We start from the raw sequence: 24693 nt of genomic DNA, 5'->3' as shown, positions 1-24693 counted from the left end.
CGCTGAAGAGTTGGGTCGACTGAAGTCAGCCGTTGCGCGGGTCGATCACGCCGACGATCCGCTCGAGGTCCCCGAGCGACGCGAACTCGATCGAGATCTTTCCCTTGGCCTTCCCCATCGTGACCTTGACCCGGGTGTCGAGGCGGTCGGAGAGACGATCGTTCAGCTCGCTCAGGCCAGGCGCCGTGGGACGGTTCGCCTTGAACCGGACGGTCTCACCGTCGTCCTCGGAGATGTCGCCGACCGCGACGATCTCCTCGAGACCGCGGACCGAGATACCCTCGGCGACGACGCGGGCAGCGAGCCGGTCCTGGGCGCCCGCATCGGGGACGCCGAGCAGGGCCCGGGCGTGGCCGGCCGAGAGCACGCCCGCGGCGACGCGACGCTGGACCGCCGGCGACAGCTTGAGCAGCCGCAGGGTGTTGCTGATCTGGGGACGACTCCGCCCGATTCGGGTGGAGAGCTCCTCGTGGGTGCATCCGAAGTCGTCGAGGAGCTGCTGGTAGGCGGCAGCCTCCTCGAGCGGGTTGAGCTGCGACCGGTGCAGGTTCTCCAGGAGCGCGTCCCGGAGCATGTCGACGTCCTGGGTCTGACGGACGATGGCCGGGATCGTGTCCAAGCCGGCCGCCGTCGTGGCGCGCCAGCGGCGCTCCCCCATGATCAGCTCGTAGCGCTCCTCGTCAACCTTGCGGACGACGATCGGCTGGAGGAGGCCCACCTCCTTGATCGAGTGCACCAGCTCGGCCATCGCCTCCTCGTCGAAGACGGTGCGCGGCTGGACCGCGTTCGGGACGATCGCGGCGATCGGCAGCTCGGCGAAGTACGCGCCGGCGACCAGGGCCGGCTCGGTCGAGGTGGTGGCCGGCCGAGGGACCGGGTCTCCCCCGACGGCGGCAGCGGCCGCAGCCCCCTCCTCGACCTGAGGCTGCGTCGGGATCAGGGACCCCAGACCTCGTCCGAGTCCACGTCGCTTGTCGCTCATGCCCCTGCTCCCTTGACTGCCATCTCACGCGCTGCTTCCAGGTAGCTGAGTGCACCCGGAGAGCCTGGATCGTAGGTGATGACGCTCTGGCCGTAGCTCGGGGCCTCCGAGACGCGGACCGAACGCGGGATCGACGTGCGCAGGACCTGGTCCTTGAAGTGCTCCCGGACCTCCTCTGCCACGCCGGAGGACAGGTTGGTGCGTCCGTCGTACATGGTGATGAGGATCGTCGAGATCGACAGGTCGCTGTTGAGGTGAGCCTTGACCATCTCCACGGTCTCGACGAGCTGACCCAGGCCCTCCAGGGCGTAGTACTCGGCCTGGATCGGGATGAGCATCTCGACTCCCGCGACGAGGGCGTTCAGGGTGAGCAGGCCGAGCGACGGGGGGCAGTCGATCAGGACGTAGTCGAGACGGTCCTCCGCCTCGGTACCGATCTTGTCGTAGGCGGCCAGTGCTTTCTTCAGGCGGCTCTCCCGGGCGACGACGCTGACCAGTTCGATCTCCGCGCCGGCCAGGTCGATCGTCGCGGGGACCGTGGACAGTCCCGCGATGTCAGGGTGGTGCTGGACGGCCTCGCTGATCGGCAGCCCGTCCACGAGCACGTCGTACGACGACGGGGTGCCGCGACGGTGCTCCGCCGCCAGGGCGGTCGAGGCGTTGCCCTGCGGGTCCAGGTCGACCACCAGCACACGGAGGCCGCCCTGGGCGAGAGCCACCGCCATGTTCACCGTGGAGGTCGTCTTGCCGACACCACCCTTCTGGTTCGCGACCACCATCACCCGCGTACGGGCCGGGCGCGGCAGCGGGTCGTTGAAGCTCGCTCGCTCCCGTGCACGCAGCTCCGCCTCAATCGCTCGGGCGAGAGGCGTCGAGGTGTCGCTGTACGACGGCGGGTTGGCGTCGAGGTCGGCGGCCGTCTTGAACGCCGGCGCGCCACCCTCTCCCAGATCCTTCTGGGGGGCTGCCTCGGGCGTACTGGGTGACTCGGTCACGGTGTGCTCCTGTACCGATGTTTCACGTGAAACAGACGAAAGGTCTGTGGATAACTGGACATGATCTGTGGACAGCCCCGCTTGGAGTGCCTCTTTGACCGGTGGATAACTTTGTGAACGTGTTCTAGACCGGTGTGGGCGAAGTCGCCCACGCCGGACTACTTCTTGACGATCTCCACGACGCGAACGGGCTGCTCCAAGAAGTCCGCGCCCAACTCCTGGACCCGGACGAAGCGCCCGCGTTCGCGTTCGATGATCTTGCCGGCGGTGGCAATCTCGGTTTCCGCCGAAGAGCCTTTCATGGCCAGGAACGACCCGCCAGACCTGACCAGGGGCAATGACCACCGGGCCAGACGATCCATCGGGGCGACCGCCCGCGAGGTGACCACGTCGAACTGCGCAGAACCGTGGACCTCTTCCGCGCGGCCACGACGTACGGTCACGTTGTCGAGCGCCAGCTTCTCGCAGGCTTCGTCGAGAAATGTCGTCCGTCGCAGGAGCGGCTCGATGAGGGTGATCTGAAGATCCGGTCGCCGGATGGCCATGACCAGTCCCGGCAATCCCGCACCTGAACCGATGTCAGCGACGCTGGCGCCTGGGGCAACAGCGTCGGTCACAACAGCACAGTTGAGGAGGTGGCGGTCCCAGAGGCGCGGGACCTCACGCGGACCGATCAGGCCGCGCACGATCCCGTCGGTCGCCAGCAGGTTTGTGTACGCCTCGGCGATCGAGAGTCGATCCAGAAACACCCTCTGCGCCACGACCGGCGTAGAGGGTGCCTCTGCATGATCCGTGGTTTCACGTGAAACGTCGTTGCGCGACGTTTCACGTGAAACGGAGTGGGCGTTCACGCGGGGAGGACCACCACGTAACGACGGGGCTCGACACCCTCGGACTCGGAGTTGAGGCCAGCAGCGGCAACAGCGTCGTGCACGACCTTGCGCTCGAACGGGGACATCGGGTCCAAGGACACCGACTCACCGGACTCCTTCACCTGCGCCACCACAGACGCAGCCTGCGCCTCGAGCGCCGTACGACGAGCTGCTCGGTGCCCCGAGACGTCCAGCATGAGGCGCGACCGTTCGCCGGTCTCGCGGTAGACGGCCAGCCGGGTCAGCTCCTGGAGAGCCTCCAGCACCTCACCCTTGTCGCCGACCAGCTGCGGAAGGTTCGCGCCGACGATCGAGACGGTGGCACGGTCACCCTCGACGTCCATGTCCAGGTCACCGTCCAGGTCCGCGATCTCGAGAAGCTCCTCGAGGTAGTCCGCCGCGATCTCCCCCTCCTGCTCCAGGCGCTTGGTGCGCGGAAGGCGAGCGTCGTCGCCGGACTCGTCAGACTCGACCGCCACGTCCGCAGCGTTGGTGTCGGTCTCCTGCACGGACTCGGGCGCTTCGTCGACGACTGCCTCGGTCTCGGTGGTCTCGCTCACTTGGTGTCTCCCTGATCAGTACTGCCACTCTTCGGTGACGGGTTCTTGGGTCCGGACTGACCGGACTGGCTACCGCGGCGCTGCTGCCGCGACTGCTTCTTGGGCTGCTGGCGCGTCGCCGGCCGACGCTCCTCCTCGACCACGGTCGCTGTGACCGTCCCGGCCGCAGCGTCGACCTTGCCCTTGGCCGCATCGCGCTTCTGCTTCGCGCGGAACGCCTCGGTGTTGGGAGCCGGGTTGTTGCGGATGACGTAGAACTGCTGGCCCATCGTCCACAGGTTCGAGGTGGTCCAGTACAGGAGGACACCGATCGGGAACGCGATACCGCCCACCGCGAACACCAGCGGCAAGATGTACAGCAGCAGCTTCTGCTGCTGGGCGTACGGTCCGGTGAGGGCGTCGTCCGGCATGTTCTTGCTCATCAGCTGGCGCTGGGTGAGGAAGGTCGTTGCCGTCATGGCGATCACCAGCACGATGGCGATGACCTTCACGACCGTCACGTCGGCATTGAGGAAGGTCGAGGAGATCTCGCCGCCGAAGAGCTTCGCGTTCGCAAGCAGCTGTGCACGGTCATCGCTCAGGATGCCGTGGCCCTTGCCCTTCTTCGCGGCCTGGTCGAGGAGTCGGAACAGCGCCAGGAAGATCGGCATCTGCACGATCAGGGGCAGGCACGAGGAGAACGGGTTCGTCCCGGTGTCCTTGTAGAGCGCCATCGTCTCCTGGGTGAGGCGCTCGCGGTCGTGGCCGTACTTCTTCTGCAGCTCCTTCACCTTCGGCTGCAGCAGCTGCATGTTCCGGCTGGACTTGATCTGCTTCACGAACAGCGGGATCAACGCCGCCCGGATGACGAGGGTCAGGCCGACGATGGAGAGCGCCCAGGACGCACCGGACTCCTCGCCGAACAGCGCACCGAAGAGCTCGTGCCAGCCGACGAGGACGACCGAGACCACGTAGTACAGCGGCGTCATGATGAAGCTGCCGATATCGCCGAGGAAACCCACTCAGACTCCTTGAGTCGTAGTCATCGCGCCCAGCTCGTGCTGGACACCTTCATGCACCGCTTCCGCGGCCGAGACCTTCTTGGCCGGCACGGGGTCGTACCCGCCTGCCGCCCACGGGTGGCAGCGGCCGACTCGCCGTACTGCCAGCCAACTGCCCTTGATGCCACCGTGCTCGGTGACCGCTTCGAGTGCGTACGCCGAACAGGTCGGGTGGTACCGGCAGACCTGGCCGTACAACGGGCTGATCGCGAACCGGTACACCTTCAGCAGACCGATCAGCACAGCACGCAGTGGGGACCTCATCGCGACGTCACCCTGGCTGCCTCACGCTGGAGACAACGATCGAGCTCGGCCGCTAGATCCCCGAAGGTCGCACCGGCTGCTGCGGGCAGTGCGCGCACGACGAGCATGCTGCCGCTGGGTAGCGAGGTGACTCGCTCCCGCATCAGATGGCGTAGTCGGCGCTTCACACGATTCCGGGTCACGGCCGGGCCGACTGCCTTCGCCACGACGAATCCCACCTGGGGAGGCGATTCTGTCGCTTTGTCAACATTCGGCACCAGGAGATGTACGACCATCAACGAGCCACCGGAACGGCGACCCCGCCGGACCACCAGCCGGAAGTCAGCTCCGTCGGTCAGACGGTTGCGCGAGGGAAGCACATCAGGCCACGGGCCTCAGACAGCGAGGCTGTTGCGGCCCTTGCGGCGACGGGAGGACAGGATGGCGCGGCCGGCGCGGGTCCGCATCCGCAGGCGGAAGCCGTGCACCTTGTGACGACGACGGTTGTTCGGCTGGTACGTACGCTTGCTCACGAGTTCTCTCCACGCGATTTGTAGGGAATCCCTCTGCAGGGACGGGTCCATCACCGGGTCGCACGACAGAACGTCGCCAGTCACACATCTCGAACAACTGGCACCGCCTGCCAACGCAAAGGACCTCAGCGAGGCCCGGTCGTGGACATGCGGCACCGGTCGAACCGGTTTCGACCTTCCAACGGTACGTGGGGGCCCCGCACACGGTCAATTCGCGGGGGACTTGTCGTTCGCCAGCATCTCAAAAGAGACGATGCTGCACCTTGGCCCGGCGATATTCACAGCGACACGCCGTTGAATCCTCGAAACCTGTGGACAACGGTTGATCCAGCCGTGGACTAGAGCCTAGAGTCCACCTCTCCGGCCCGCCTGTGAAACGCGATTCGACCGCTCGATTTCCCGCTGGCGCACCCTGCACAACCTGTGGACAAAGGTGTGGATCGGACAACAAGGACGAGGGAGCGAGAAACGCACGTGGAGTCAGCAACAGGCGGGAACAGCGGGACCGGGCGAGAGCTCGACGCACTGTGGCCGGCGATCCTCGACAGTCTTGCCCCCAACCAGCGCGCTTGGCTCTCCTCCAGCCAACCGGTCATGCTCGCCGAGAACACCGCAGTGATCGCGGTGCCGAACGAGTTCACCCGCAGCCAGCTCGAGGGTCGACTGCGCACCCGGCTCGAGGACGCTCTCAGCGACTCGCTCAACCGGCCGATCCGGATCGCGGTCAGCGTCGACGAGTCGCTCTCGACTCCCGACGACCTGGCCAACCTGCCGCACACCGAGGCCGTCGCCAACCCCGACACCGCGGAGGCGGACAACACCGTCGCCCCCGAGATCGGGCCCGCCACCGCGCTCAATCAGGAGCCACAAAGAGACTCGTCACTTAATCAACAAGGATCTTTGTCTACAAATATCCTGGGGGGTGCATCGCTCACCACCGGGATCCCGGACAGCCCGCTCAACCCGCGGTACACCTTCGAGACCTTCGTGATCGGGTCCTCGAACAGGTTCGCCCACGCAGCTGCCGTCGCCGTGGCCGAGGCACCGGGCAAGGCCTACAACCCTCTGCTCGTCTACGGCGACTCCGGTCTGGGCAAGACCCACCTGCTGCACGCGATCGGTCACTACGTGCGAAGCCTCTACACCGGCGCGAAGATCCGGTACGTGTCCTCCGAGGCCTTCACCAACGACGTCATCAACGCGATCAAGGACGCGAACACCGCTGCGTTGCAGCGCCGGTACCGCGACGTCGACGTCCTGCTGATCGACGACATCCAGTTCCTCGAAGGAAAGCAGCAGACGCAGGAGGAGTTCTTCCACACCTTCAACACGCTGCACAACGCCAACAAGCAGATCGTGATCAGCTCGGACCGACCGCCCAAGCGCCTCACCCAGCTCGAGGACCGGTTGCGCAACCGCTTCGAGTGGGGACTGCTCACCGACGTCCAGCCGCCCGACCTCGAGACCAGGATCGCGATCCTCCGCAAGAAGGCCGCCGCCGACCGCCTGCACGCGCCGGCCGACGTGCTCGAGTTCATCGCCTCCCGGATCCAGACCAACATCCGAGAGCTCGAGGGCGCCCTGATCCGCGTGACCGCGTTCGCGAGCATCAACCACCAGGAGGTCGACATGACCCTGGCGGAGATCGTGCTGAAGGACCTGATCCCGGAAGGCGGCGAGCCCCAGGTGACGGCCGGGCTGATCATCGCGCAGACCGCGTCGTACCACTCGTTCAGCATCGAGGACCTGTGCGGGCCGAGCCGGACCCGGGCCCTGGTCACGGCACGCCAGATCGCGATGTACCTCTGCCGCGAGCTGACCGACATGTCGCTGCCGAAGATCGGCCAGCAGTTCGGCGGCCGCGACCACACCACCGTCATGAATGCCGAGCGCCGGATCCGCAAGGACCTGGCCGAGCGGCAGACCACCTACAAGACGGTCAACGAGCTCACCATGAGGATCAAGCAGCAGGCCAAGCAGGTCTGAGGCACACCCGCCGAACCTGTGGTTAACCGCGGCTCACGTCGTGGAGCACCTGGGGACGACGTGTGGAGAAGCAAGCACAACCGTGCACAACCCGAAGTACAGACCACAGGAACTTGTAGTTGGCCGGCGCTGGATCCACAGGCGCTGAGGACAAGAAAACTGTCGATGACCTGCAGTTACATGTCTTGTCCACAGAATCCACCGGCCCTACTACTACGACTAGATCTATTCATTCATCCCTCGCCGCGCAACAACCGGAACGTCCCCTCCTTGGGGACAACCTCCCCTCGAACCGGTCCGCGTGGCAGGATGCCCATCCCGAGACGTGAGACCTCACCTCGCGGCAGACCTGCAGGAGGCAACACCCGTGAAGTTCCGTGTCGAGCGCGATGTTCTCGCTGACGCCGTCGCCTGGACGGCCCGCGCCCTCCCCCTGCGCCCGAGCGCTCCGGTGCTCGCCGGCCTCCTCATCGAAGCCGGCACCGTCGACGGCACCGACGGCCTGCAGCTCTCCACCTTCGACTACGAGACCTCCGCGAGGGCCACGCTCAACGCTGACGTCTCCATCGAAGGACGCGCGCTCGTCTCCGGTCGTCTGCTCGCTGACATCTGCCGGAGCCTGCCCAACAAACCCGTCGAGATGCAGATCGACGGCCCGAAGGTCAGCCTGACTTGTGGCTCGGCCCGCTTCAGCCTGCAGACCATGCCGGTCGAGGACTACCCGTCGCTGCCGCCCATGCCCGAGTCCCGCGGCAAGGTGAGCAGCACCGAGTTCGCCCACGCGGTCGGCCAGGCCGTCACCGCTGCCGGTCGCGACGACATGCTGCCGGTCCTGACCGGGGTGCGGCTCGAGCTCGACGGCAGCTCGATCTCGATGCTCGCCACGGACCGCTTCCGCCTCTCCCAGCGTGAGCTCGAGTGGAACCCGGGCACTCCCGACATCTCCACCGCCGCCCTGGTCCCGGCCAAGGTCCTTGCGGACACCGCCAAGTCCCTGACCGGCGGCGCTGAGATCTCGATCGCTCTGTCCAGCTCCGGCGCGGGAGAGGGGATCATCGGCTTCGAGGGTTCCGCCGGTGGTGGCATCCGCCGTACGACGACACGCCTGCTCGACGGCGAGTTCCCGAAGGTCCGTTCGCTGTTCCCCAGCGAGCACCTGACCCTCGCCGTCGTCAGCCGTGAGGACCTCATCAACGCGGTCAAGCGGGTCGCCCTGGTCGCCGAGCGCAACACCGCGGTGCAGCTCGCCTTCGGTGACGGTGTCCTCGTCCTCGACGCCGGTTCGGGCGAGGAGGCGATGGCGAGCGAGTCCATCGAGGCCAACATCACCGGTGACGACCTGACCACGGGCTTCAACCCGCAGTTCCTCCTCGACGGACTGACCGCGCTGGAGACGTCGCACGTCGAGCTGGCGTTCACGACTTCTGCGAAGCCTGTCGTACTCTCGGGAGTGGATTCACTCGAAGCGAGCAGTGCAGACACGGGCTCGAGCTTCAAGTACCTGCTGATGCCGCGCCGTCTGCTCTCCTCCTGATCCTGGACTCAGCTCAGGGAAGGACGTCCCGCGCATGCACCTAGGACTCGTCGGCCTCGGCAAGATGGGTGGCAACATGCGCACCCGGTTGCGCAACGGCGGTCACACCGTCGTCGGCTACGACCGCGACCAGAGCATCTCGGACGCGGCGTCCCTGGAGGCGATGGTCGCCGAGCTGCCGGGCCCGAAGGTGGTCTGGGTGATGGTGCCGGCCGGCGCGATCACCGACAGCGTGATCACGGAGCTCGGTGAACTGCTCACCGAGGGCGACCTCATCGTCGACGGTGGGAACTCGCGGTGGACCGAGGACATCCGGCACGCCGAGGCGCTCGCTGCGAAGGGCATCGGCTTCGTCGACTGCGGTGTCTCCGGCGGAGTCTGGGGTCTGGAGAACGGCTACGCGCTGATGGCGGGCGGCACGGCCGAGGACATCGAGAAGGTGCAGCCGGTCTTCGACACCCTCAAGCCCGAGGGCGACTTCGGCTGGGTCCACGCCGGCAAGGTCGGCGCCGGGCACTTCTCCAAGATGGTCCACAACGGCATCGAGTACGCGATCATGCAGTCCTACGCCGAGGGCTGGGAGCTGCTTGAGACGGTCGACATCGTCGACAACGTCACCGAGGTCTTCCGCTCCTGGAAGGAAGGGACTGTCATCCGGTCCTGGCTGCTCGACCTGCTGGTTGCTGCGCTCGACGAGAAGCCTTCCCTGGAAGGGATCCGAGGCTACGCGGACGACTCCGGCGAGGGACGGTGGACCGTCGAGGCCGGCATCGACAACGCCGTCGCGACCCCGGCGATCACGGCCGCCCTGTACGCGCGGTTCGTCTCGCGGCAGGACGACAGTCCGGCGATGAAGGCGATCGCCGCCATGCGCAACCAGTTCGGTGGTCACGCGCTGCACACCGAGCCGCCCCCGGGCGGGGACGCCTCCCCCGAGTAGCACCACCGTGTACGTCGCCCACCTGAGCCTGCACGACTTCCGGTCCTACGCAGGCGTCGAGGTCGAGATCGGCCCGGGCGTCACCGCGTTCGTCGGACGCAACGGCCAGGGGAAGACCAACCTGGTCGAGGCCATCGACTACCTCTCCAGCCTGTCCTCGCACCGGGTGGCTGCTGATGCGCCGCTGGTCCGACAGGGCGCGAGCCAGGCGATCGTCCGCGCCGCGGTGGTGCGTGACGAGCGGCGCGCGGTGCTGGAGATCGAGATCAACCCCGGGAAGTCGAACCGCGCACGCATCAACAGGTCGCCGCTGCCCAAGGCCAAGGAGCTCCTCGGCCTGGTCAAAACCGTCGTCTTCTCCCCGGAAGACCTGTCGCTGGTCAAGGGTGATCCGTCGGACCGACGCCGCTTCATGGACGACCTCCTGGTCCAGATCTCGCCCCGCTACGCGGGGATCCGCGCCGACTACGAGCGAGTTCTCAAGCAGCGCAACTCGCTCCTGAAGACCGCCCGGGCCAACCGGCGCGGCCGGCAGTCCGACGAGACGCTGATCTCCACCCTCGCCGTCTGGGACGCCCGACTCTCCGAGCTCGGCGCCGAGATGATGCGGCGCCGGACGCAGCTGGTCGAGGACCTCCAGCCCCTGGCCGGCAAGGCGTACGAGGCTGTGGCTCGGGGAGCGAACCGCGACGACGCCGTGCTCGTCTACCGGCCGAGCTTCGAGCTCAGCGGCGACGGCACCCCGCTGGAGGACCAGCTGCACGCCGAGCTCCAGCGGCGGCGGCCCGACGAGCTCGACCGGGCGCTCACCCTGGTCGGCCCGCACCGCGACGAGCTGATGGTCTCGCTCGGGGACCTGCCGGTGAAGGGGTACGCGAGCCACGGCGAGTCCTGGTCCTTCGCGCTCGCGCTGCGGCTCGCGTCGTACGACCTGCTCCGGTCCAGCGGCGACGACCCGGTGCTGATCCTGGACGACGTGTTCGCCGAGCTCGACGCCGGACGCCGTGCGCAGCTGGCCGACCTGGTCGCCGACGCCGAGCAGGTGCTGATCACCGCAGCCGTCGGGGAGGACATCCCCGAGCAGCTGCGGGGTCGCCGTTTCACCGTCGCCGGGGGCGAGGTGACCCTCGATGGGTGAGGACGAACGTCCGGGGGACGAGACCGGCGCGAACCCGGGGGACGTCTCGGCAAGCTCGACGACCGGGGGCAGCTCGGGGACCGTGGGCGGCGCGGCGGACGAGCACGACGAGAGCGGGCTCGACCTCGCCCGCAGCATCGCGCGCGGGCTCGCCGGCAAGACCGGACCGCTGCGCCGGCGTACGGGCAAGGCACCCCAGCGGGTGCAGCCGAGGTCCAGCTCCTCGCACCCCGACGACCGGGACCCCCAGACCCTGGACGCCTCGCTCGGGCGGTTCGTCTCCGAGCAGGGCTGGCAGACCGAGCTCCGGGTCCACGGCGTGTTCACCCGGTGGGGGGCGATCGTCGGCCAGGAGGTCGCCAACCACGTCACCCCCGAGTCGTACGCCGAGGGACGGCTCGTCGTCCGCACCGACTCGACGGCCTGGGCGACGCAGATGAAGATGCTCGCCGGAACCGTCGTACGACGACTGAACGAGGAGCTCGGGGACGGCACCATCGAGGTCATCGACGTCCTCGGCCCGCACGTCCCGAAATGGACCAGCGGGCGGTTCCGGGTCAAGGGCCGCGGGCCGCGTGACACCTATGGGTGATCGGTGTGCTCCGGCGAGCAGCGGGAGGGCCTCAGTGCCGATCTGCGGGCCTCACGGACGTACAGGACCTCACCTCCCGGCCTGAAATCGGGCCAAAGGGCCACTCTGGGCCCTCACAGGGCATCTTTTTGGCGTTGTTCCCCCCATTCGGCGTACGGCACCCGTGATTTGAGGCCCCTGACGGGTAGACTGAGCCATGGTCGTCCGAGCTGAGAGGCGCTACGCGGACGGCCATTTCTGTGTCATCAGCGCACAGTCCGGGCAACCAGTGAAGAGGGAACAGTGGCCGACGAAGTCCAGACCGAAGGCAGCATCGGATCCGCGGTCGAAGAGGGCAGCTACGACGCCAGTGCGATTCAGGTCCTCGAGGGTCTCGAAGCGGTTCGCAAGCGTCCGGGCATGTACATCGGTTCCACCGGTGAACGGGGTCTGCACCACCTGATCTGGGAGATCGTGGACAACGCGGTCGACGAGGCCCTGGCCGGCTACTGCGACACGGTCAACGTGACGCTCAACGCCGACGGCTCGGTCAGCGTCACCGACAACGGTCGCGGCATCCCGACCGACACCGCGCCCGGCCAGGAGCTGCCCGCAGCAACGCTCGCCCTGACCGTCCTGCACGCGGGCGGCAAGTTCGGTGGTGGCGGCTACAAGGTCTCCGGCGGTCTGCACGGTGTCGGCTCCTCGGTGGTCAACGCGCTCTCGGACAAGCTGCACCTGCAGGTGAAGAACCGCGGCTTCCTGTGGGAGCAGGAGTTCTCGCTCGGCAGCCCGGACTACGCCCTGCGCCAGGTCCGTCCGCTCGAGGACGGCGAGCGCACCGGCACCACCGTCACCTGGTGGGCCTCCCCCGACATCTTCGAGACCACCGACTACACCCTCGAGACGATCTCGACACGGTTCCGCGAGATGGCCTTCCTCAACAAGGGCCTGCGGATCGAGCTGCGGGACGCCCGCCCCAAGGCCGAGGAGATCGCCGAGGCCGTCGAGGACGGCACGGTCGACGACACGGACGGCGTCACCGGCGTGGCCGAGGCCGCGTCGGAGATCCACTCCACCGACGTCGACGGGCACAAGGCGCTGGAGCAGGTCTTCGAGTACGAGCGCGGCCTGGTCGACTACGTCGAGTTCCTGAACCGCCGCAAGGCACCCATCAGCGCGATCATCTCCACCGAGGCGGAGACCGGTGACGACGCGCCGAACCCGATGAGCCTCGAGCTCGCGATGCAGTGGCAGGCGTCGTCGTACAACGAGTCGGTGCACACCTTCGCCAACACGATCAACACTCCTGAGGGCGGGACGCACGAGGAAGGCTTCCGTGCAGCCCTCACCTCGCTGGTCAACCGGTGGGGCGAGGAGTGGGGCCTGATCAAGAAGAAGGAGGACCGGCTGACCGGTGACGACATCCGCGAGGGTCTCACCGCGATCATCAGCCTCAAGATCTCCAACCCGCAGTTCGAGGGCCAGACCAAGGCGAAGCTCGGCAACACCGAGGCCAAGGGCTTCGTGCAGTCCGTGGTCAACGACCAGCTCGGTGCCTGGCTCGAGCAGAACCCGGCCGAGGGCAAGGAGATCATCCGCAAGGCGCAGGCCGCTGCCTCGGCCCGGATCGCGGCGCGCAAGGCGCGCGACCTGGCGCGCAACCGCAAGGGGCTCCTCGGCGGTGGCGGACTCCCCGGCAAGCTCTCGGACTGCCAGTCGACCAACCCCGAGGAGTGCGAGGTCTTCATTGTCGAGGGCGACTCGGCCGGCGGTTCCGCCCGTCAGGGCCGCGACCCGCGGGTCCAGGCGATCCTGCCGATCCGCGGAAAGATCCTCAACGTCGAGAAGGCGCGCATCGACAAGGTGCTCGCGAACACCGAGGTCCAGGCGATCATCTCGGCCCTCGGCACCGGCATCCACGAAGAGTTCAACATCGAGAAGCTGCGGTACCACAAGGTGGTGCTGATGGCTGACGCCGATGTCGACGGCCACCACATCAACACCCTGCTGCTGACGCTGCTCTTCCGCTTCATGAAGCCGCTCATCGAGCAGGGCTACGTCTACATGGCGCAGCCGCCGCTCTACCGCATCCGGTGGAACAAGCCCGCCGAGCACGAGTTCGTCTACTCCGACGCCGAGCGGGACGCGATGATGGCCGACGGCATCTCCCAGGGGAAGAAGCTGCCCAAGGAGAACCCGGTGCAGCGCTACAAGGGTCTCGGCGAGATGAACGCCGAGGAGCTGTGGGAGACCACCATGAACCCGGACGCGCGGCTGATGCTCCAGGTCACCCTGGACGACGCCGCCCAGGCCGACGAGATCTTCTCGACCCTGATGGGTGAGGACGTCGAGCAACGCAGGTCGTTCATCCAGCGCAATGCCAAAGACGTTCGCTTCCTCGACATCTGAGTAGGAAACCTCCATGACCGAGACCCCCACCGAAGACGCCGCCTCGAACGGCCCCAGCGGCCGGATCCAGCCGATCGAGCTGCAGACCTCGATGCAGCGCGCGTACATCGACTACGCGATGGCGGTCATCGTCGGCCGCGCGCTGCCCGACGTGCGCGACGGGCTGAAGCCTGTCCACCGTCGCGTGCTCTACGCGATGTACGACGGCGGCTACCGGCCGGACCGCGGCTTCTCGAAGTGCTCGCGCGTCGTCGGTGACGTGATGGGTCAGTACCACCCGCACGGCGACACCGCCATCTACGACACCCTGGTCCGGCTCGCGCAGCCGTGGGTGATGCGCGCGCCGCTGATCCACGGGCAGGGCAACTTCGGCTCGCCGGGCAACGACTCGGCCGCGGCCATGCGGTACACCGAGTGCCGCATGGCGCCGCTGGCCTTGGAGATGGTCCGGGACATCACCGAGGAGACCGTCGACTTCCAGCCGAACTACGACGGTCGTTCCGAGGAGCCGACCGTCCTGCCGTCGCGCTACCCGAACCTGCTCGTCAACGGGTCGGCCGGCATCGCGGTCGGCATGGCCACGAACATCCCGCCGCACAACCTGCGCGAGGTCGCCGAGGGTGCGCAGTGGGCGCTCGAGCACCCGGACGCGACCCGCGAAGAGCTGCAGGACGCGCTCATCGAGCGGATCAAGGGACCCGACTTCCCCAACGGCGCGCTGATCGTGGGCCGTCAGGGCATCGAGCAGGCCTACCGCACCGGTCGCGGCTCGGTCACCCAGCGCGCGGTCATCGAGATCGACGAGGACAACAAGGGCCGGACCTGCCTGTCCATCACCGAGCTGCCCTACATGGTGAACCCGGACAACCTCGCGCTGAAGATCGCCGAGCTCGCCGACTCCGGCAAGGTGCAGGGCATCTCCGACGTGCGTGACGACTCCTCTGGTCGCACGGGTCAGCGGCTGGTCGTCGTGCTCAAGCGCGACGCGGTCGCCCGGGTGGTGCTCAACAACCTGCTCAAGCACACCGAGCTGCAGACCAACTTCTCGGCGAACATGCTCGCGCTGGTCGACGGTGTCCCGCGCACCCTGACCATCGACCAGTTCATCAGCAGCTGGGTCGCCCACCAGATCGAGGTCATCCAGCGCCGGACCGCGTACCGGTTGCGGAAGGCCGAGGAGCGCGCCCACATCCTGCGCGGTCTGGTCAAGGCGCTCGACATGCTCGACGAGGTCATCGCCCTCATCCGGAGCTCGCCCGACGCCAACGACGCACGCGTGGGCCTGATCGCGCTGCTGGACATCGACGAGCTCCAGGCCAACGCGATCCTCGACATGCAGCTGCGATCGTTGGCCGCCCTGCAGCGCCAGCGGATCATCGACGACCTCGCCGAGATCGAGCTCGAGATCGCCGACCTCAACGACATCCTCGCCAACGTCTCCCGCCAGCGCACGATCGTGGGCGAGGAGCTCGCCGCCATCGTCGACAAGTACGGCGACGACCGGCGGACGCAGATCATCGCGGCCGACGGCGACCTGTCGATGGAGGACCTCATCCCCGACGAGGACCTGGTCGTCTCCATCACGCGCGGCGGTTACGCCAAGCGCACCCGCGCGGACCAGTACCGGACGCAGAAGCGTGGCGGCAAGGGCGTGCGCGGGGCGTCGCTGCGCGGTGACGACGTGGTCGAGCACTTCATCTCGACGACCAACCACCACTGGCTGCTGTTCTTCACCACGGCCGGTCGGGTGTACCGGACCAAGGCGTACAACCTGCCCGAGGCCTCGCGCGACGCGAAGGGCGGTCACGTTGCCGGACTGCTCAGCTTCCAGCCCGACGAGAACATCGCCCAGGTGCTGGCGATCCGTGACTACGAGCAGGCGCCGTACCTGGTGCTCGCCACCCGCAACGGGCTGGTCAAGAAGACCCGGCTGGGTGACTACAACAGCCCGCGGCAGGCCGGCGTCATCGCGATCAACTTCCGCGAGGACGACGACGAGCTGATCGGCGCCGAGCTCGTCCACGACGAGGACCACATCCTGCTCGTCTCCCGCAAGGGCCAGGCGATCCGGTTCCCGGCCGCCAACGACCAGCTGCGCCCGATGGGCCGTGCGACATCGGGCGTCACGGGCATGAAGTTCCGCGAAGGCGACTCGGTGCTGTCCATGTCGGTGATCCGCGCCGACCAGGTCGCGAACGAGGAGCTCGACGAGGGTGCCGAGGGTGCCGAGGTCCAGGTCCAGTACGTCTTCACCATCACCGACGGCGGCTACGCCAAGCGGACCCGGATCTCGGACTACCGGACGCAGTCCCGCGGTGGACTCGGGATCAAGGCGATGGCGCTGACCAACGAGGACCGCGGCGGACTCGTCGGCGCGTTCATCGTCGTCGACGGCGACGAAGTCCTGTCCATCACCTCCGGTGGTCAGGTCGTGCGCAGCCCGATCAACGCGGACTTCCGGGCGACCGGCCGCTCCACCCAGGGCGTGAAGTTCGTGACGCCGAAGAAGGGTGACGAGGTCGCCGTGGTCGCCCGCAGCGTCGAGCGTGCCGGCGAGGAGGACGACGAGGTCGAGGGCGAGGTCGAGGGCGAGGTCGTCGAGGGTGCGGATGCAACAATCGACCCGGCAGCACCGGTCGCCGAGCCCACCGACGGCTCCGAGGTCGTCCCCGACGCTGCTGACGACACCGACACCGAGGAGAGCTGATGGCCGGCAACACCGACTCCAAGGAGTCGCTGGCGTCACGCTTCCGCAAGGACGCACCTGCCCCGAAGCAGCCCGCACCCGCGCCCAAGCAGGTGCGGCAGGCCAGGCTCCGGCTGGTCCAGATCGAGCCCTGGTCGGTGATGAAGGCCGCGTTCCTGCTCTCGGTGGCCATCGCGATCGTCACCGTCGTCGCCGTGGCGATCATCTGGGGCGTGCTCGGCGCGGCGGGTCTGTGGGACTCGATCAACTCGATCATCCAGGACTCGATCGGTGACAACAAGGGAACGCCGTTCGACATCGAGAAGTACCTCGGCACCTCGCGGGTGCTCGGCTTCACGATGATCGTGGCGGTCGCCGACGTCGTCCTCATCACGGCGATCTCGACGCTGGGAGCGTTCCTCTACAACCTCGCCGCCACCCTGGTCGGCGGCGTGGAAGTCACCTTCGCAGAAGACAAGTGAGCGGCCGGTCAGCGGAGGCCGACCTCGTTTTGTAGGGGTCGGAGACCATGGGGTAATCTTCGCTGTCGGTCACGCAGTCCGCTGCGGATCACCCGGGCCTATAGCTCAGCTTGGTTAGAGCGCTTCCCTGATAAGGAAGAGGTCGGAGGTTCAAGTCCTCCTAGGCCCACCCCGCATCCACCTGGAGGTCGGAATGAAGAAGTTCCTGTTCGTGGTCGTCGCTGCTGTCGCCGGTGTCTTCGTCAAGAAGAAGATCGACGAGGGTCGCAACGAGCAGGCACTCTGGCAGCAGGCCACGGACCCGGTCGAGAAGGCCTGATCTCCACCACGGGGCCTTGGCGCAATTGGTAGCGCACCTGCTTTGCAAGCAGGGGGTTAGGGGTTCGAGTCCCCTAGGCTCCACCATCTCGACATGACGCGCCTGCGACGACTGCTGCGACGACTGCCGGGCCGGCTCCGCCGGGAGCCCGCGGCACCGGCAGCGAAGGTCAGGAAGCCGAACCCGCACAAGGCGTTCAAGAAGAACCAGATCGCCAAGGCGGTCCACGAACCGTTCGGCCCTGCGTTCGGGCACGACCTCGAGGCCCGCTTCCTGCACGGGTACCTGAGCCCGGGTGACGTCGTCATCGACGTCGGCGCGAACGCCGGTCAGTACGCCGCGGTCATCGAGGACGCGGTCGGCCGCGAGAGCCTCACGCTGCTGGAGCCGCTCCCCGATCTCGCGGCGACGCTGCGCCAGCGCTTCCCCGGCGTACGGGTCGAGAACCTCGCGGCCTCGGACGTCGCCGGCGCTGCCACGATCCGGATCCCGAGCATCGAGGGCAGGGAGTACAACACCCGGGCGACGCTCAACGACCACACCGAGCCGGGTCAGGGCGGCAGCCGCGAGGTCGCCATCGTCACCGAGCCGCTGGACTCGGTGGTCGAGCGGCTCGGACTCGGCAGGATCGACCTGGTCAAGGTCGACGTCGAGGGCCACGAGCCCGAGGTCGTCCGGGGCGCGCGGCGGACGCTGTCCGCGCCCGACGTCCTGCTGCTGATGGAGATCGAGGCGCGGCACCACGACTTCCCGATCACCGAGGTCTTCGGGCTGATCACCGCACTCGGACTGCGAGGCTACGTCTTCGACACGAGTTCGCTGACCGTGATGTCGATCGACGACTTCGCGGTCGAGAAGCACCAGCACGTCGAGGACCTCGTCAACCGTGCCTTCGTGAAGTACCTCAACAACTTCTGGTTCGTGGCCCCGGCACGGGAGCGCGAGTTCCTGGAGGCGGCCGAGGCGTTCCTGGCAGACCTGCGCACCAGCAGGTAGCTGGGCCAGGTGCGAGGTGACTCGTTCGCTAGCGGAGTAGAACACGTTCTAGGTACCGTCAGTGCTTATGAGTGCTGAGCAGCGGATGAGCAAGGCCGAGTCGTTGGCACGCGTCGGTATCGCCTACGTGGTCGCTTTCGGCGCCGGCGGTGCCTGGATGGCGTGGGGACCTGAGACCGACCACCTGTGGTTGGACGGCCTGATCGCGGACCTGATCGCGACCGCGGTTGTCTTCGCCGCGAGCCGGATGCACCGCAACTCGAGCTTCTACGACGCGTACTGGAGCGTGCTGCCTCCCCTGCTGATGCTGGCCTGGTGGATCGAGTCCGGGACGCCGGCCGACGACACCCGCACCTGGCTGGTCGCCGTGGTGGTGCTCGTCTGGGCGGTCCGGTTGACCGGCAACTGGATCTACGCCTTCCCCGGCCTGCACCACGAGGACTGGCGCTACCCGCTGCTGCGCGACAAGGCCGGTAAGGCCGAGGCGGCCGTGGACCTGATGGCCATCCACGTGTTCCCGACGTTGCAGGTCTTCGCCGGCATGCTGCCCGTCTACGTCGTGCTGACCCGGGCGTCGGAGGACGTCGGCTGGTTGGACTACGTCGCGCTGGTCGTGGGCCTGGGCGCGGTCGTGCTCGAGTACGCCGCTGACGTCCAGATGTACCGGTTCGCCGACACCCGCCAGCCCGGCCAGGCGATGGACTCCGGCCTCTGGTCGTGGTCACGGCACCCGAACTACTTCGGCGAGTTCAGCTTCTGGTTCTCCCTGGGGCTCTTCGGGCTGGCGGCGAACCCGGACGACTGGTGGTGGGTCTTCGTCGGCGCGCTCGGGATGTACGCCATGTTCCAGGGAGCCAGCATCCCGATGATGGAGCAGCGCAGCCTCGAGCGCCGTCCGTCGTACGCCGACGTCATCGCGCGGGTCCCGCGCTTCTTCCCGCGGCCGCCGAGGAAGAAGGCCGCCGCGTGACCCAGGGCGGCCCTCGTGACAGGACCAGGCCGAAGGTCGTCGTCGCCGGTCTCGGCGACACGGGCCTGCTGACCGCGATCCACCTGGCGAAGCGCGCCGACGTCGTCGGCATCTCCTCCAAGCCGGGACTCGTCAGCGGCCAGGAGCTCGGCGTCCGGCTGACCCGGCCGAGCGACTGGGCCCGGGACTACTGGATCTCGTTCGACCGGTACCGCAAGCTCGACGGCGTCCGCACCGTGCACGGTTCGATCCTCGGCGCGGACCTGGACGGCCGCACCGTCACGGTGGCGGGACCCGACGGAGGCGAGACCACCGAGTCCTACGACGCCCTCGTGATCGCGACCGGGGTGACCAACGGGTTCTGGCGAAAGCCCGAGCTGCAGTCCGAGGCGGAGGTCGAGGGAGCTCTCACCTCCGCCCACGACCGGCTCGCATCGAGCAGCACCGTCGTCGTCCTCGGTGGCGGTGCGGCTGCCGTCAGCTCCGCCCTCAACGTCGCGCGCACCTGGCCGGACAAGAAGGTCCACCTCTACTTCCCGGGTGAGCGCGCACTCCCCCAGCACCACCACCGGGTGTGGACCACGCTGGCCGGTCGGTTGGACGACCTCGGCGTCGAGGTGCACCCGGGCCACCGCGCGGTGATCCCCGACGGCTTCGCCTGTGACGAGATCACGGCGGGCCCGGTTGCCTGGAGCACGGGCCAGGACCCGGTCGACGCGGACGCCGTGCTCTGGACGATCGGCCGGGTCCGGCCGAACACCGGGTGGCTCCCCGCGGACGTGCTCGACGAACACGGCTTCGTCGCGGTTGACGAGCACCTGCGGGTCACCGGTCGGAACGACGTCTTCGCGATCGGCGACGTCGCGGCCACGGACCCGCTGCGCAACTCGGCGCGCAGCCGCGCCGACGGCCTGCTCGCCGACAACGTGATCGCGGCGCTCCGTGGTGGCGCGCTCAAGACCTTCCAGCCGGCCAAGCGCCGGTGGGGATCTGTCGTCGGCGTCCAGCCGAACGGTCTCGAGGTCTTCGCGCCGACCGGCAAGGGCTACCGCTTCCCGGCGTGGACGATCAACACGGTGCTGCAGCCGTGGATCGTGCGTCGCGGCATCTACGGCGGCGTGCGCAAGGGCTGATCCGGGGCGCGACCGGGTGTCTCATTCGCTCGGTAGTTGAAAGCATCACTACAGCAACTGCCGAGAAATCGTGGGTTCGTAATGTCCGTTTGGGGCCTCTCGGGCGATGACCCCACGACGTTAGGAACTCCCCTTGAAGTTGCTCACCACGAAGCGCTGGAGCGCTCTCGCCGTGACGGCCCTGGCAGGCGCTCTGCTGGTGCCACTCGCACCGACGGCCACCGCGACGCCGTCCCTCGCGCCGGCGGCAGACCCGTCGGCCCTGCCCGACCCGACGGCTCGCGGCACCTACACCGCCGCCGTCGTCCAGGAGGCGAAGCTCGGCACCGCTGCGCTGCAGGAGCCGGACTCCTCCGGCGCCGCGCCGACCGCGGGTACCGCTCGGGCGCCCGAGTACTTCGAGATCCGGGGCCAGCTGTTCTACCCCTCCGACCGCTCGGAGCCGTCGCCGGTGATCGTGCTCGTGCACGGCAACCACGGCTCCTGCGACGCCGGCCAGGACAGCACCACCGCGACCTGCACCGCGTTCAAGCGGAACGAGGCCGGTTACGCCTACCTCGGTGAGAACCTGGCGACCTGGGGCTACACGGTCTTCTCGCTCTCCCAGGACCAGCTGATGATGCGGCAGGACAACAACAAGGGCAAGGGCATGCACCAGCGCCGCAAGCTGATCGCGGCCGCCCTGGACGCGCTGACCCTGGCGAACACCCCGGGTGGTGTTCCGGTCACGGCCAACGCGACGATCGGGACGACGCTGTCGGGCAAGCTCGACATGACCCGCATCGGACTGATGGGCCACTCCCGCGGCGGTGACGCGGTGACCAGCTTCATCGACTACAACCGGGAGCGGACCGACGGCCCGCGCTACCCGTTGCGCGGTGTGATCTCGCTGGCGCCGGTGGACTACGAGCGGAAGGCGCCGTACGGCACGCCGTACATGACGATCCTGCCGTTCTGCGACGGCGACGTCTCCAACCTGCAGGGCGCGCGCTTCTACGAGCGCAGCCAGTACATCAATCCGAAGGACCCGTTCCCGCGGATCCAGTCCTCGCAGCTCGGAGCGATCCACAACTGGTACAACACCGTCTGGTACGCCGACGGCGGTGCCGACGGCCAGGCCAACAACGACGCCGCCTGCGGCAACTCGGCCCCGTTCGCCTCGACGAACGTGCACCCGAACAACCTGCGCCTGTCCGGTTCGGCCAACCCCAAGGCCATCACCGCGCGGCCAGGCAGCACCAACGGCAGCCAGGACCAGGAGAAAACCAACAACTACGTCATCGACAACGACGACACCTACAACCCGCTGGTCAACACCAAGATCTCCGGCGACCCGGCTCGGATGGGCGACCAGGAGAAGATCGGTCTCGCCACGATGGCCGCGTTCTTCCGGCGCTACGTCGGTGGTGAGGGTGCCTTCGAGCCGTACATGACCGGCGAGCTCTCCGACACCGCGTCGCACCTGCAGATCCCTGCCTCGGCCTGCCCGACCAGCGAGTCCGGCACCCGGGTGCCCTGCAAGGAGTACGTCTCGACGAGCTACTTCCCAGCCAAGGGTGAGCGCGTCGACGTGATCCGTCCCGAGGTCGAGAACCCGCTCGGGCTGAACGCGCTGGGCGGGAAGCTGTCCGGTGACGGCTTCGCCTACCCCTACCTCGACAACGGCGCGGTCTCGCTGCCCGAGAAGACGGCGGGCGGCTACGACTGGTGCAACCCCGAGCCCGACGACTTCGCCCCCGCGCAGCTGGGCAAGAGCACCCAGCCCACCGGCGCCAAGGCCTGCCCACTGCCGGGCAAGGCGGCACTGGGCGGTCAGAACGGCATCCGTGAGAACGCTCCGGTCAACCACTCCTACGGGCGCCAGCTGGCGCTCGCCTGGGAGGCCGGCCAGGACGCCGAGCTCACCGCCGACATCCCGGACGCGTCCAAGGACATGTCGGGGCTGAAGGCACTGGCGATGGGCGCAGACGTCAACTTCTTCGACACCCGCAACCCGGGCGCCGACGAGCGTGGCGACAACACCAAGACCGGCACCACCGAGGCGCCGATCTGGGCCAACGAGAAGCCGCAGTCCTACGACCCGGAGAACTCCACGCAGGACTTCCTGATCACGCTCACCGACACGAAGGGGAAGACGGCGTCGGTGCACGCCGGCGACGAGCGCTGGGGCAATGCCCTGCACATGTCCACCGGCACCAACACCCCGAACACGCACATCGTGCTGGACCAGATCCGGGTCCCGCTCAGCGAGTTCGCGGACGCGGGCGTGGACATCAGCTCGTTGGACAAGATCTCCTTCGAGTTCGGTGCTGACGGGACGCCGCAGTCGGGGTCCATCCAGCTCGCGGACGTGCGCTTCCAGGAGGCCACCGCGGCGAACCCGCTGATCCTCTCCGACGGCAACGCCGCGAACGGCGCCGGCAGCGGTCCGGCCGGCACCGGACCGGACCCGGCCGACCTGCTCGAGGACTACGACGTCAGCGCGGGCAACCTGAAGCTCGTCGACACCGTGGCCGACCCGTACTCGAACACCTCGTGGGTGGTCGACGACGACAAGGAGCAGTGCCCGAACGCGAACTTCACCTCGATCCAGTCCGCGATCGACTTCGCCGCCCCGTGGGACACGATCGTGGTCTGCGCCGGCACCTACGAGGAGTCCTCGACGCCGGTCTACCACGCCAGCAACCCGGTGGCGACAGGCTCGACCAACGGTCTGACCATCACCAAGCCCCTGAAGATCAAGGGCGCCGGAGCTGACAAGGTCACCATCGAGCCGGACCAGTCGCTCGACACCCTCGCCGGGGTCAAGCCCTACCTGCGCGACGGCGGCGGCAACGTCATCACGGTGTCGCGGCAGTCGCTCGGTTCGACCGACACCAACGAGATGTTCGTGGACATCTCGGGGGTCACGGTGGTGGCCGGTGACACCTACGCCGAGGCCGGCATCGCCTTCTTCGGTGCGGCGGGCCGGGTGTCGGAGAGCGTGGTCGGGCCGATGAAGGTCGCCACGAACGCCGACGACCTCGCGGAGAACCCGCACGGGTGGGGCATCGTCAAGACGGGCCTCATCCAGGGGTCCGGCGCCGGCACGGTCGAGAACGAGGTCACCGTCACCAACAGCCTGGTCACCGGGTACCAGTCCGGCGGCATCCTGTTCGACGGCGCTCGCGGTGCTGACGGAAGTGCGGACAACCTGGTCCGGACCAACGTCAAGCAGCACGGCTACGTGACCAACACGGTCGTGAAGGGCAAGCCGGGCACGGTCGTCCCGCAGACGGGCATCAAGTACGCCGGCGGCGCGGACGGGTTCGTGAAGAACAGCCGGATCACCGGCAACTACTTCAAGCCCGACCCGTCGAAGTCCTACGGCATCCTGCTCACCGACGCCGGTACCGATGCTCCTGGTTCGCTGACCGCGACCGGCAACATTGTCACCGGGAACGGGTTCGCGGCGTACAACGCCAACGCGGACAAGTCGGCTGTGCGCCAGGGTGCTCCGTTCGCGCTGAGCAACAGCTACGTGGGTCAGGGTGCCCCGGTCGCCGGTGGACCGGCCAACCCGGACACCGGCCTGGAGGCGATCTCCGGTCCGGACACCACACCCGCGGCCACGGTCACCGTGCCCGGTCGGCTGACCTCGGCACCGGCCGCGGTGCCGACGAAGGAGGGCGGCGTCGGTGACGACGACCCGACCGCAGAGCTGATCGACCCGGGTACGGGGCTGACGGTCAAGCCCGGCCAGACGGTGTACCCGCTGGTGCTCGGTCGTGACGACTTCGCGGTGAAGTCGGCTGCCCTGCTGGTCGACGGCAAGACGGTGGCCACGGAGTCGCAGGCGCCGTACGCGTTCACCTGGACGCCGACCACAGCCGACGCCGGCAAGACGGTCACCTTCGCAGGGGTCGTCACCGACTCCTCCGGTCAGGAGACCACGTCGGGCACGCTGACGGTGAAGGTCGCCAAGGCTCCGCCGATCAAGCCGACGCTGAACGGCGCCGGCGTGGTGAAGAACAAGAAGAAGGGGACGGCCGTCCTCAGCGTCAAGGTGAACACAGCGGGCACCATCACGCTGACCGGCGGCAAGGTCGTCACCGTCACGAAGAAGGCGGCGGGTGCCGGGATCATCCAGATCCCGATCACCGCGAAGTCGGCGTACAAGGCACCGCTGAAGCGGAAGGGAAAGATCACGGTCTCCGTGACCGTCACCTTCAAGGCCGAGGGCGGGACCAAGGTGGTGAGCACGACGTTCACCTTGGTGAGGAAGAAGAAGTGATGCCGCTGACGGCATGACCAGAAGGGCC

At 67.8% G+C, this 24693-nt stretch carries 21 protein-coding genes and 2 tRNA genes; 15 read left to right on the top strand and 8 right to left on the bottom strand.

The window, feature by feature from the left end:
- Positions 1 to 25: 25 nt before the first annotated feature.
- From ABIE44_RS09445 to rpmH, 8 genes are all read right to left on the bottom strand, one after another.
- Positions 26 to 982, bottom strand: coding sequence for a ParB/RepB/Spo0J family partition protein (locus ABIE44_RS09445; RefSeq protein WP_209719025.1), 957 nt, complete (start codon positions 980 to 982; stop codon positions 26 to 28).
- On the bottom strand, positions 979 to 1977 hold the full coding sequence (locus ABIE44_RS09440; RefSeq protein WP_354437965.1) for a ParA family protein: 999 nt from the start codon (positions 1975 to 1977) through the stop codon (positions 979 to 981). The genes ABIE44_RS09445 and ABIE44_RS09440 overlap by 4 nt, the downstream gene beginning before the upstream one ends.
- Before the next feature lie 158 nt (positions 1978 to 2135).
- The gene (gene rsmG, locus ABIE44_RS09435) at positions 2136 to 2828 is read right to left on the bottom strand and encodes a 16S rRNA (guanine(527)-N(7))-methyltransferase RsmG (RefSeq protein WP_354437964.1); all 693 of its coding nucleotides are present in this window, start codon (positions 2826 to 2828) and stop codon (positions 2136 to 2138) included.
- Positions 2825 to 3409, bottom strand: a complete 585-nt coding sequence (locus ABIE44_RS09430; protein ID WP_502912728.1) for a Jag family protein — start codon at positions 3407 to 3409, stop codon at positions 2825 to 2827. Before ABIE44_RS09430 ends, rsmG begins: the two co-directional genes overlap by 4 nt.
- Complete coding sequence (yidC, locus tag ABIE44_RS09425) at positions 3406 to 4410, bottom strand: membrane protein insertase YidC (RefSeq protein ID WP_209719028.1); 1005 nt, start codon at positions 4408 to 4410, stop codon at positions 3406 to 3408. Before yidC ends, ABIE44_RS09430 begins: the two co-directional genes overlap by 4 nt.
- Entirely contained in the window at positions 4411 to 4713 is a 303-nt protein-coding gene (gene yidD, locus ABIE44_RS09420) for a membrane protein insertion efficiency factor YidD (protein WP_209719032.1), read from the bottom strand.
- Positions 4710 to 5072: a ribonuclease P protein component gene (gene rnpA / locus ABIE44_RS09415; protein WP_209719035.1), complete on the bottom strand. Its 363-nt coding sequence runs from the start codon at positions 5070 to 5072 to the stop codon at positions 4710 to 4712. Before rnpA ends, yidD begins: the two co-directional genes overlap by 4 nt.
- 15 nt (positions 5073 to 5087) lie before the next feature.
- Positions 5088 to 5225, bottom strand: a complete 138-nt coding sequence (rpmH, locus tag ABIE44_RS09410) for a 50S ribosomal protein L34 (protein WP_179661931.1) — start codon at positions 5223 to 5225, stop codon at positions 5088 to 5090.
- Positions 5226 to 5699: 474 nt separating this feature from the next.
- Between rpmH and dnaA the strand changes: the two genes are divergently transcribed.
- The 15 genes from dnaA to ABIE44_RS09335 all read left to right on the top strand — a co-directional run bounded on the left by dnaA (position 5700) and on the right by ABIE44_RS09335 (position 24665).
- Positions 5700 to 7211 (top strand): chromosomal replication initiator protein DnaA, encoded by a 1512-nt coding sequence (dnaA, locus tag ABIE44_RS09405; protein WP_502912727.1) that lies wholly within the window; start codon positions 5700 to 5702, stop codon positions 7209 to 7211.
- A gap of 367 nt (positions 7212 to 7578) precedes the next feature.
- Entirely contained in the window at positions 7579 to 8745 is a 1167-nt protein-coding gene (gene dnaN, locus ABIE44_RS09400; RefSeq protein ID WP_209719038.1) for a DNA polymerase III subunit beta, read from the top strand.
- Between the two features lie 34 nt (positions 8746 to 8779).
- Positions 8780 to 9685 carry a phosphogluconate dehydrogenase (NAD(+)-dependent, decarboxylating) gene (gene gnd / locus ABIE44_RS09395; protein ID WP_209719041.1) on the top strand — a complete coding sequence of 302 codons (906 nt, stop codon included), beginning with the start codon at positions 8780 to 8782 and terminating at the stop codon, positions 9683 to 9685.
- A gap of 7 nt (positions 9686 to 9692) precedes the next feature.
- Positions 9693 to 10823 carry a DNA replication/repair protein RecF gene (gene recF, locus ABIE44_RS09390; RefSeq protein ID WP_209719044.1) on the top strand — a complete coding sequence of 377 codons (1131 nt, stop codon included), beginning with the start codon at positions 9693 to 9695 and terminating at the stop codon, positions 10821 to 10823.
- The gene (locus ABIE44_RS09385) at positions 10816 to 11415 is read left to right on the top strand and encodes a DciA family protein (protein WP_209719047.1); all 600 of its coding nucleotides are present in this window, start codon (positions 10816 to 10818) and stop codon (positions 11413 to 11415) included. Before recF ends, ABIE44_RS09385 begins: the two co-directional genes overlap by 8 nt.
- Positions 11416 to 11697: 282 nt before the next feature.
- Entirely contained in the window at positions 11698 to 13806 is a 2109-nt protein-coding gene (gene gyrB, locus ABIE44_RS09380) for a DNA topoisomerase (ATP-hydrolyzing) subunit B (protein WP_209719050.1), read from the top strand.
- Positions 13807 to 13819: 13 nt separating this feature from the next.
- Complete coding sequence (gyrA, locus tag ABIE44_RS09375; protein ID WP_209719053.1) at positions 13820 to 16513, top strand: DNA gyrase subunit A; 2694 nt, start codon at positions 13820 to 13822, stop codon at positions 16511 to 16513.
- Positions 16513 to 16974 (top strand): DUF3566 domain-containing protein, encoded by a 462-nt coding sequence (locus tag ABIE44_RS09370; RefSeq protein WP_209719056.1) that lies wholly within the window; start codon positions 16513 to 16515, stop codon positions 16972 to 16974. Before gyrA ends, ABIE44_RS09370 begins: the two co-directional genes overlap by 1 nt.
- 94 nt (positions 16975 to 17068) lie before the next feature.
- Positions 17069 to 17143: transfer RNA gene (locus ABIE44_RS09365), tRNA-Ile, on the top strand.
- A gap of 24 nt (positions 17144 to 17167) precedes the next feature.
- A complete protein-coding gene (locus tag ABIE44_RS09360; protein WP_209719059.1) occupies positions 17168 to 17293 on the top strand; it encodes a DLW-39 family protein in 126 nt (41 codons plus the stop codon).
- Positions 17294 to 17303: 10 nt separating this feature from the next.
- A tRNA-Ala gene (locus ABIE44_RS09355) sits at positions 17304 to 17379 on the top strand.
- 7 nt (positions 17380 to 17386) lie between these two features.
- Positions 17387 to 18289 (top strand): FkbM family methyltransferase, encoded by a 903-nt coding sequence (locus ABIE44_RS09350; RefSeq protein WP_209719062.1) that lies wholly within the window; start codon positions 17387 to 17389, stop codon positions 18287 to 18289.
- A gap of 67 nt (positions 18290 to 18356) precedes the next feature.
- Positions 18357 to 19259, top strand: coding sequence for a DUF1295 domain-containing protein (locus ABIE44_RS09345; RefSeq protein WP_209719065.1), 903 nt, complete (start codon positions 18357 to 18359; stop codon positions 19257 to 19259).
- Positions 19256 to 20392 carry an NAD(P)/FAD-dependent oxidoreductase gene (locus ABIE44_RS09340; RefSeq protein ID WP_209719069.1) on the top strand — a complete coding sequence of 379 codons (1137 nt, stop codon included), beginning with the start codon at positions 19256 to 19258 and terminating at the stop codon, positions 20390 to 20392. The genes ABIE44_RS09345 and ABIE44_RS09340 overlap by 4 nt, the downstream gene beginning before the upstream one ends.
- 133 nt (positions 20393 to 20525) lie before the next feature.
- Positions 20526 to 24665 (top strand): Ig-like domain-containing protein, encoded by a 4140-nt coding sequence (locus ABIE44_RS09335; protein WP_209719072.1) that lies wholly within the window; start codon positions 20526 to 20528, stop codon positions 24663 to 24665.
- Positions 24666 to 24693 lie beyond the last annotated feature (28 nt).

The organism is Marmoricola sp. OAE513 (genome assembly GCF_040546585.1).
GTDB lineage: Bacteria > Actinomycetota > Actinomycetes > Propionibacteriales > Nocardioidaceae > Marmoricola.
The sequence above is the reverse complement of the archived record's forward strand: the minus strand, read 5'-3'. Positions and strand labels throughout refer to the sequence as shown.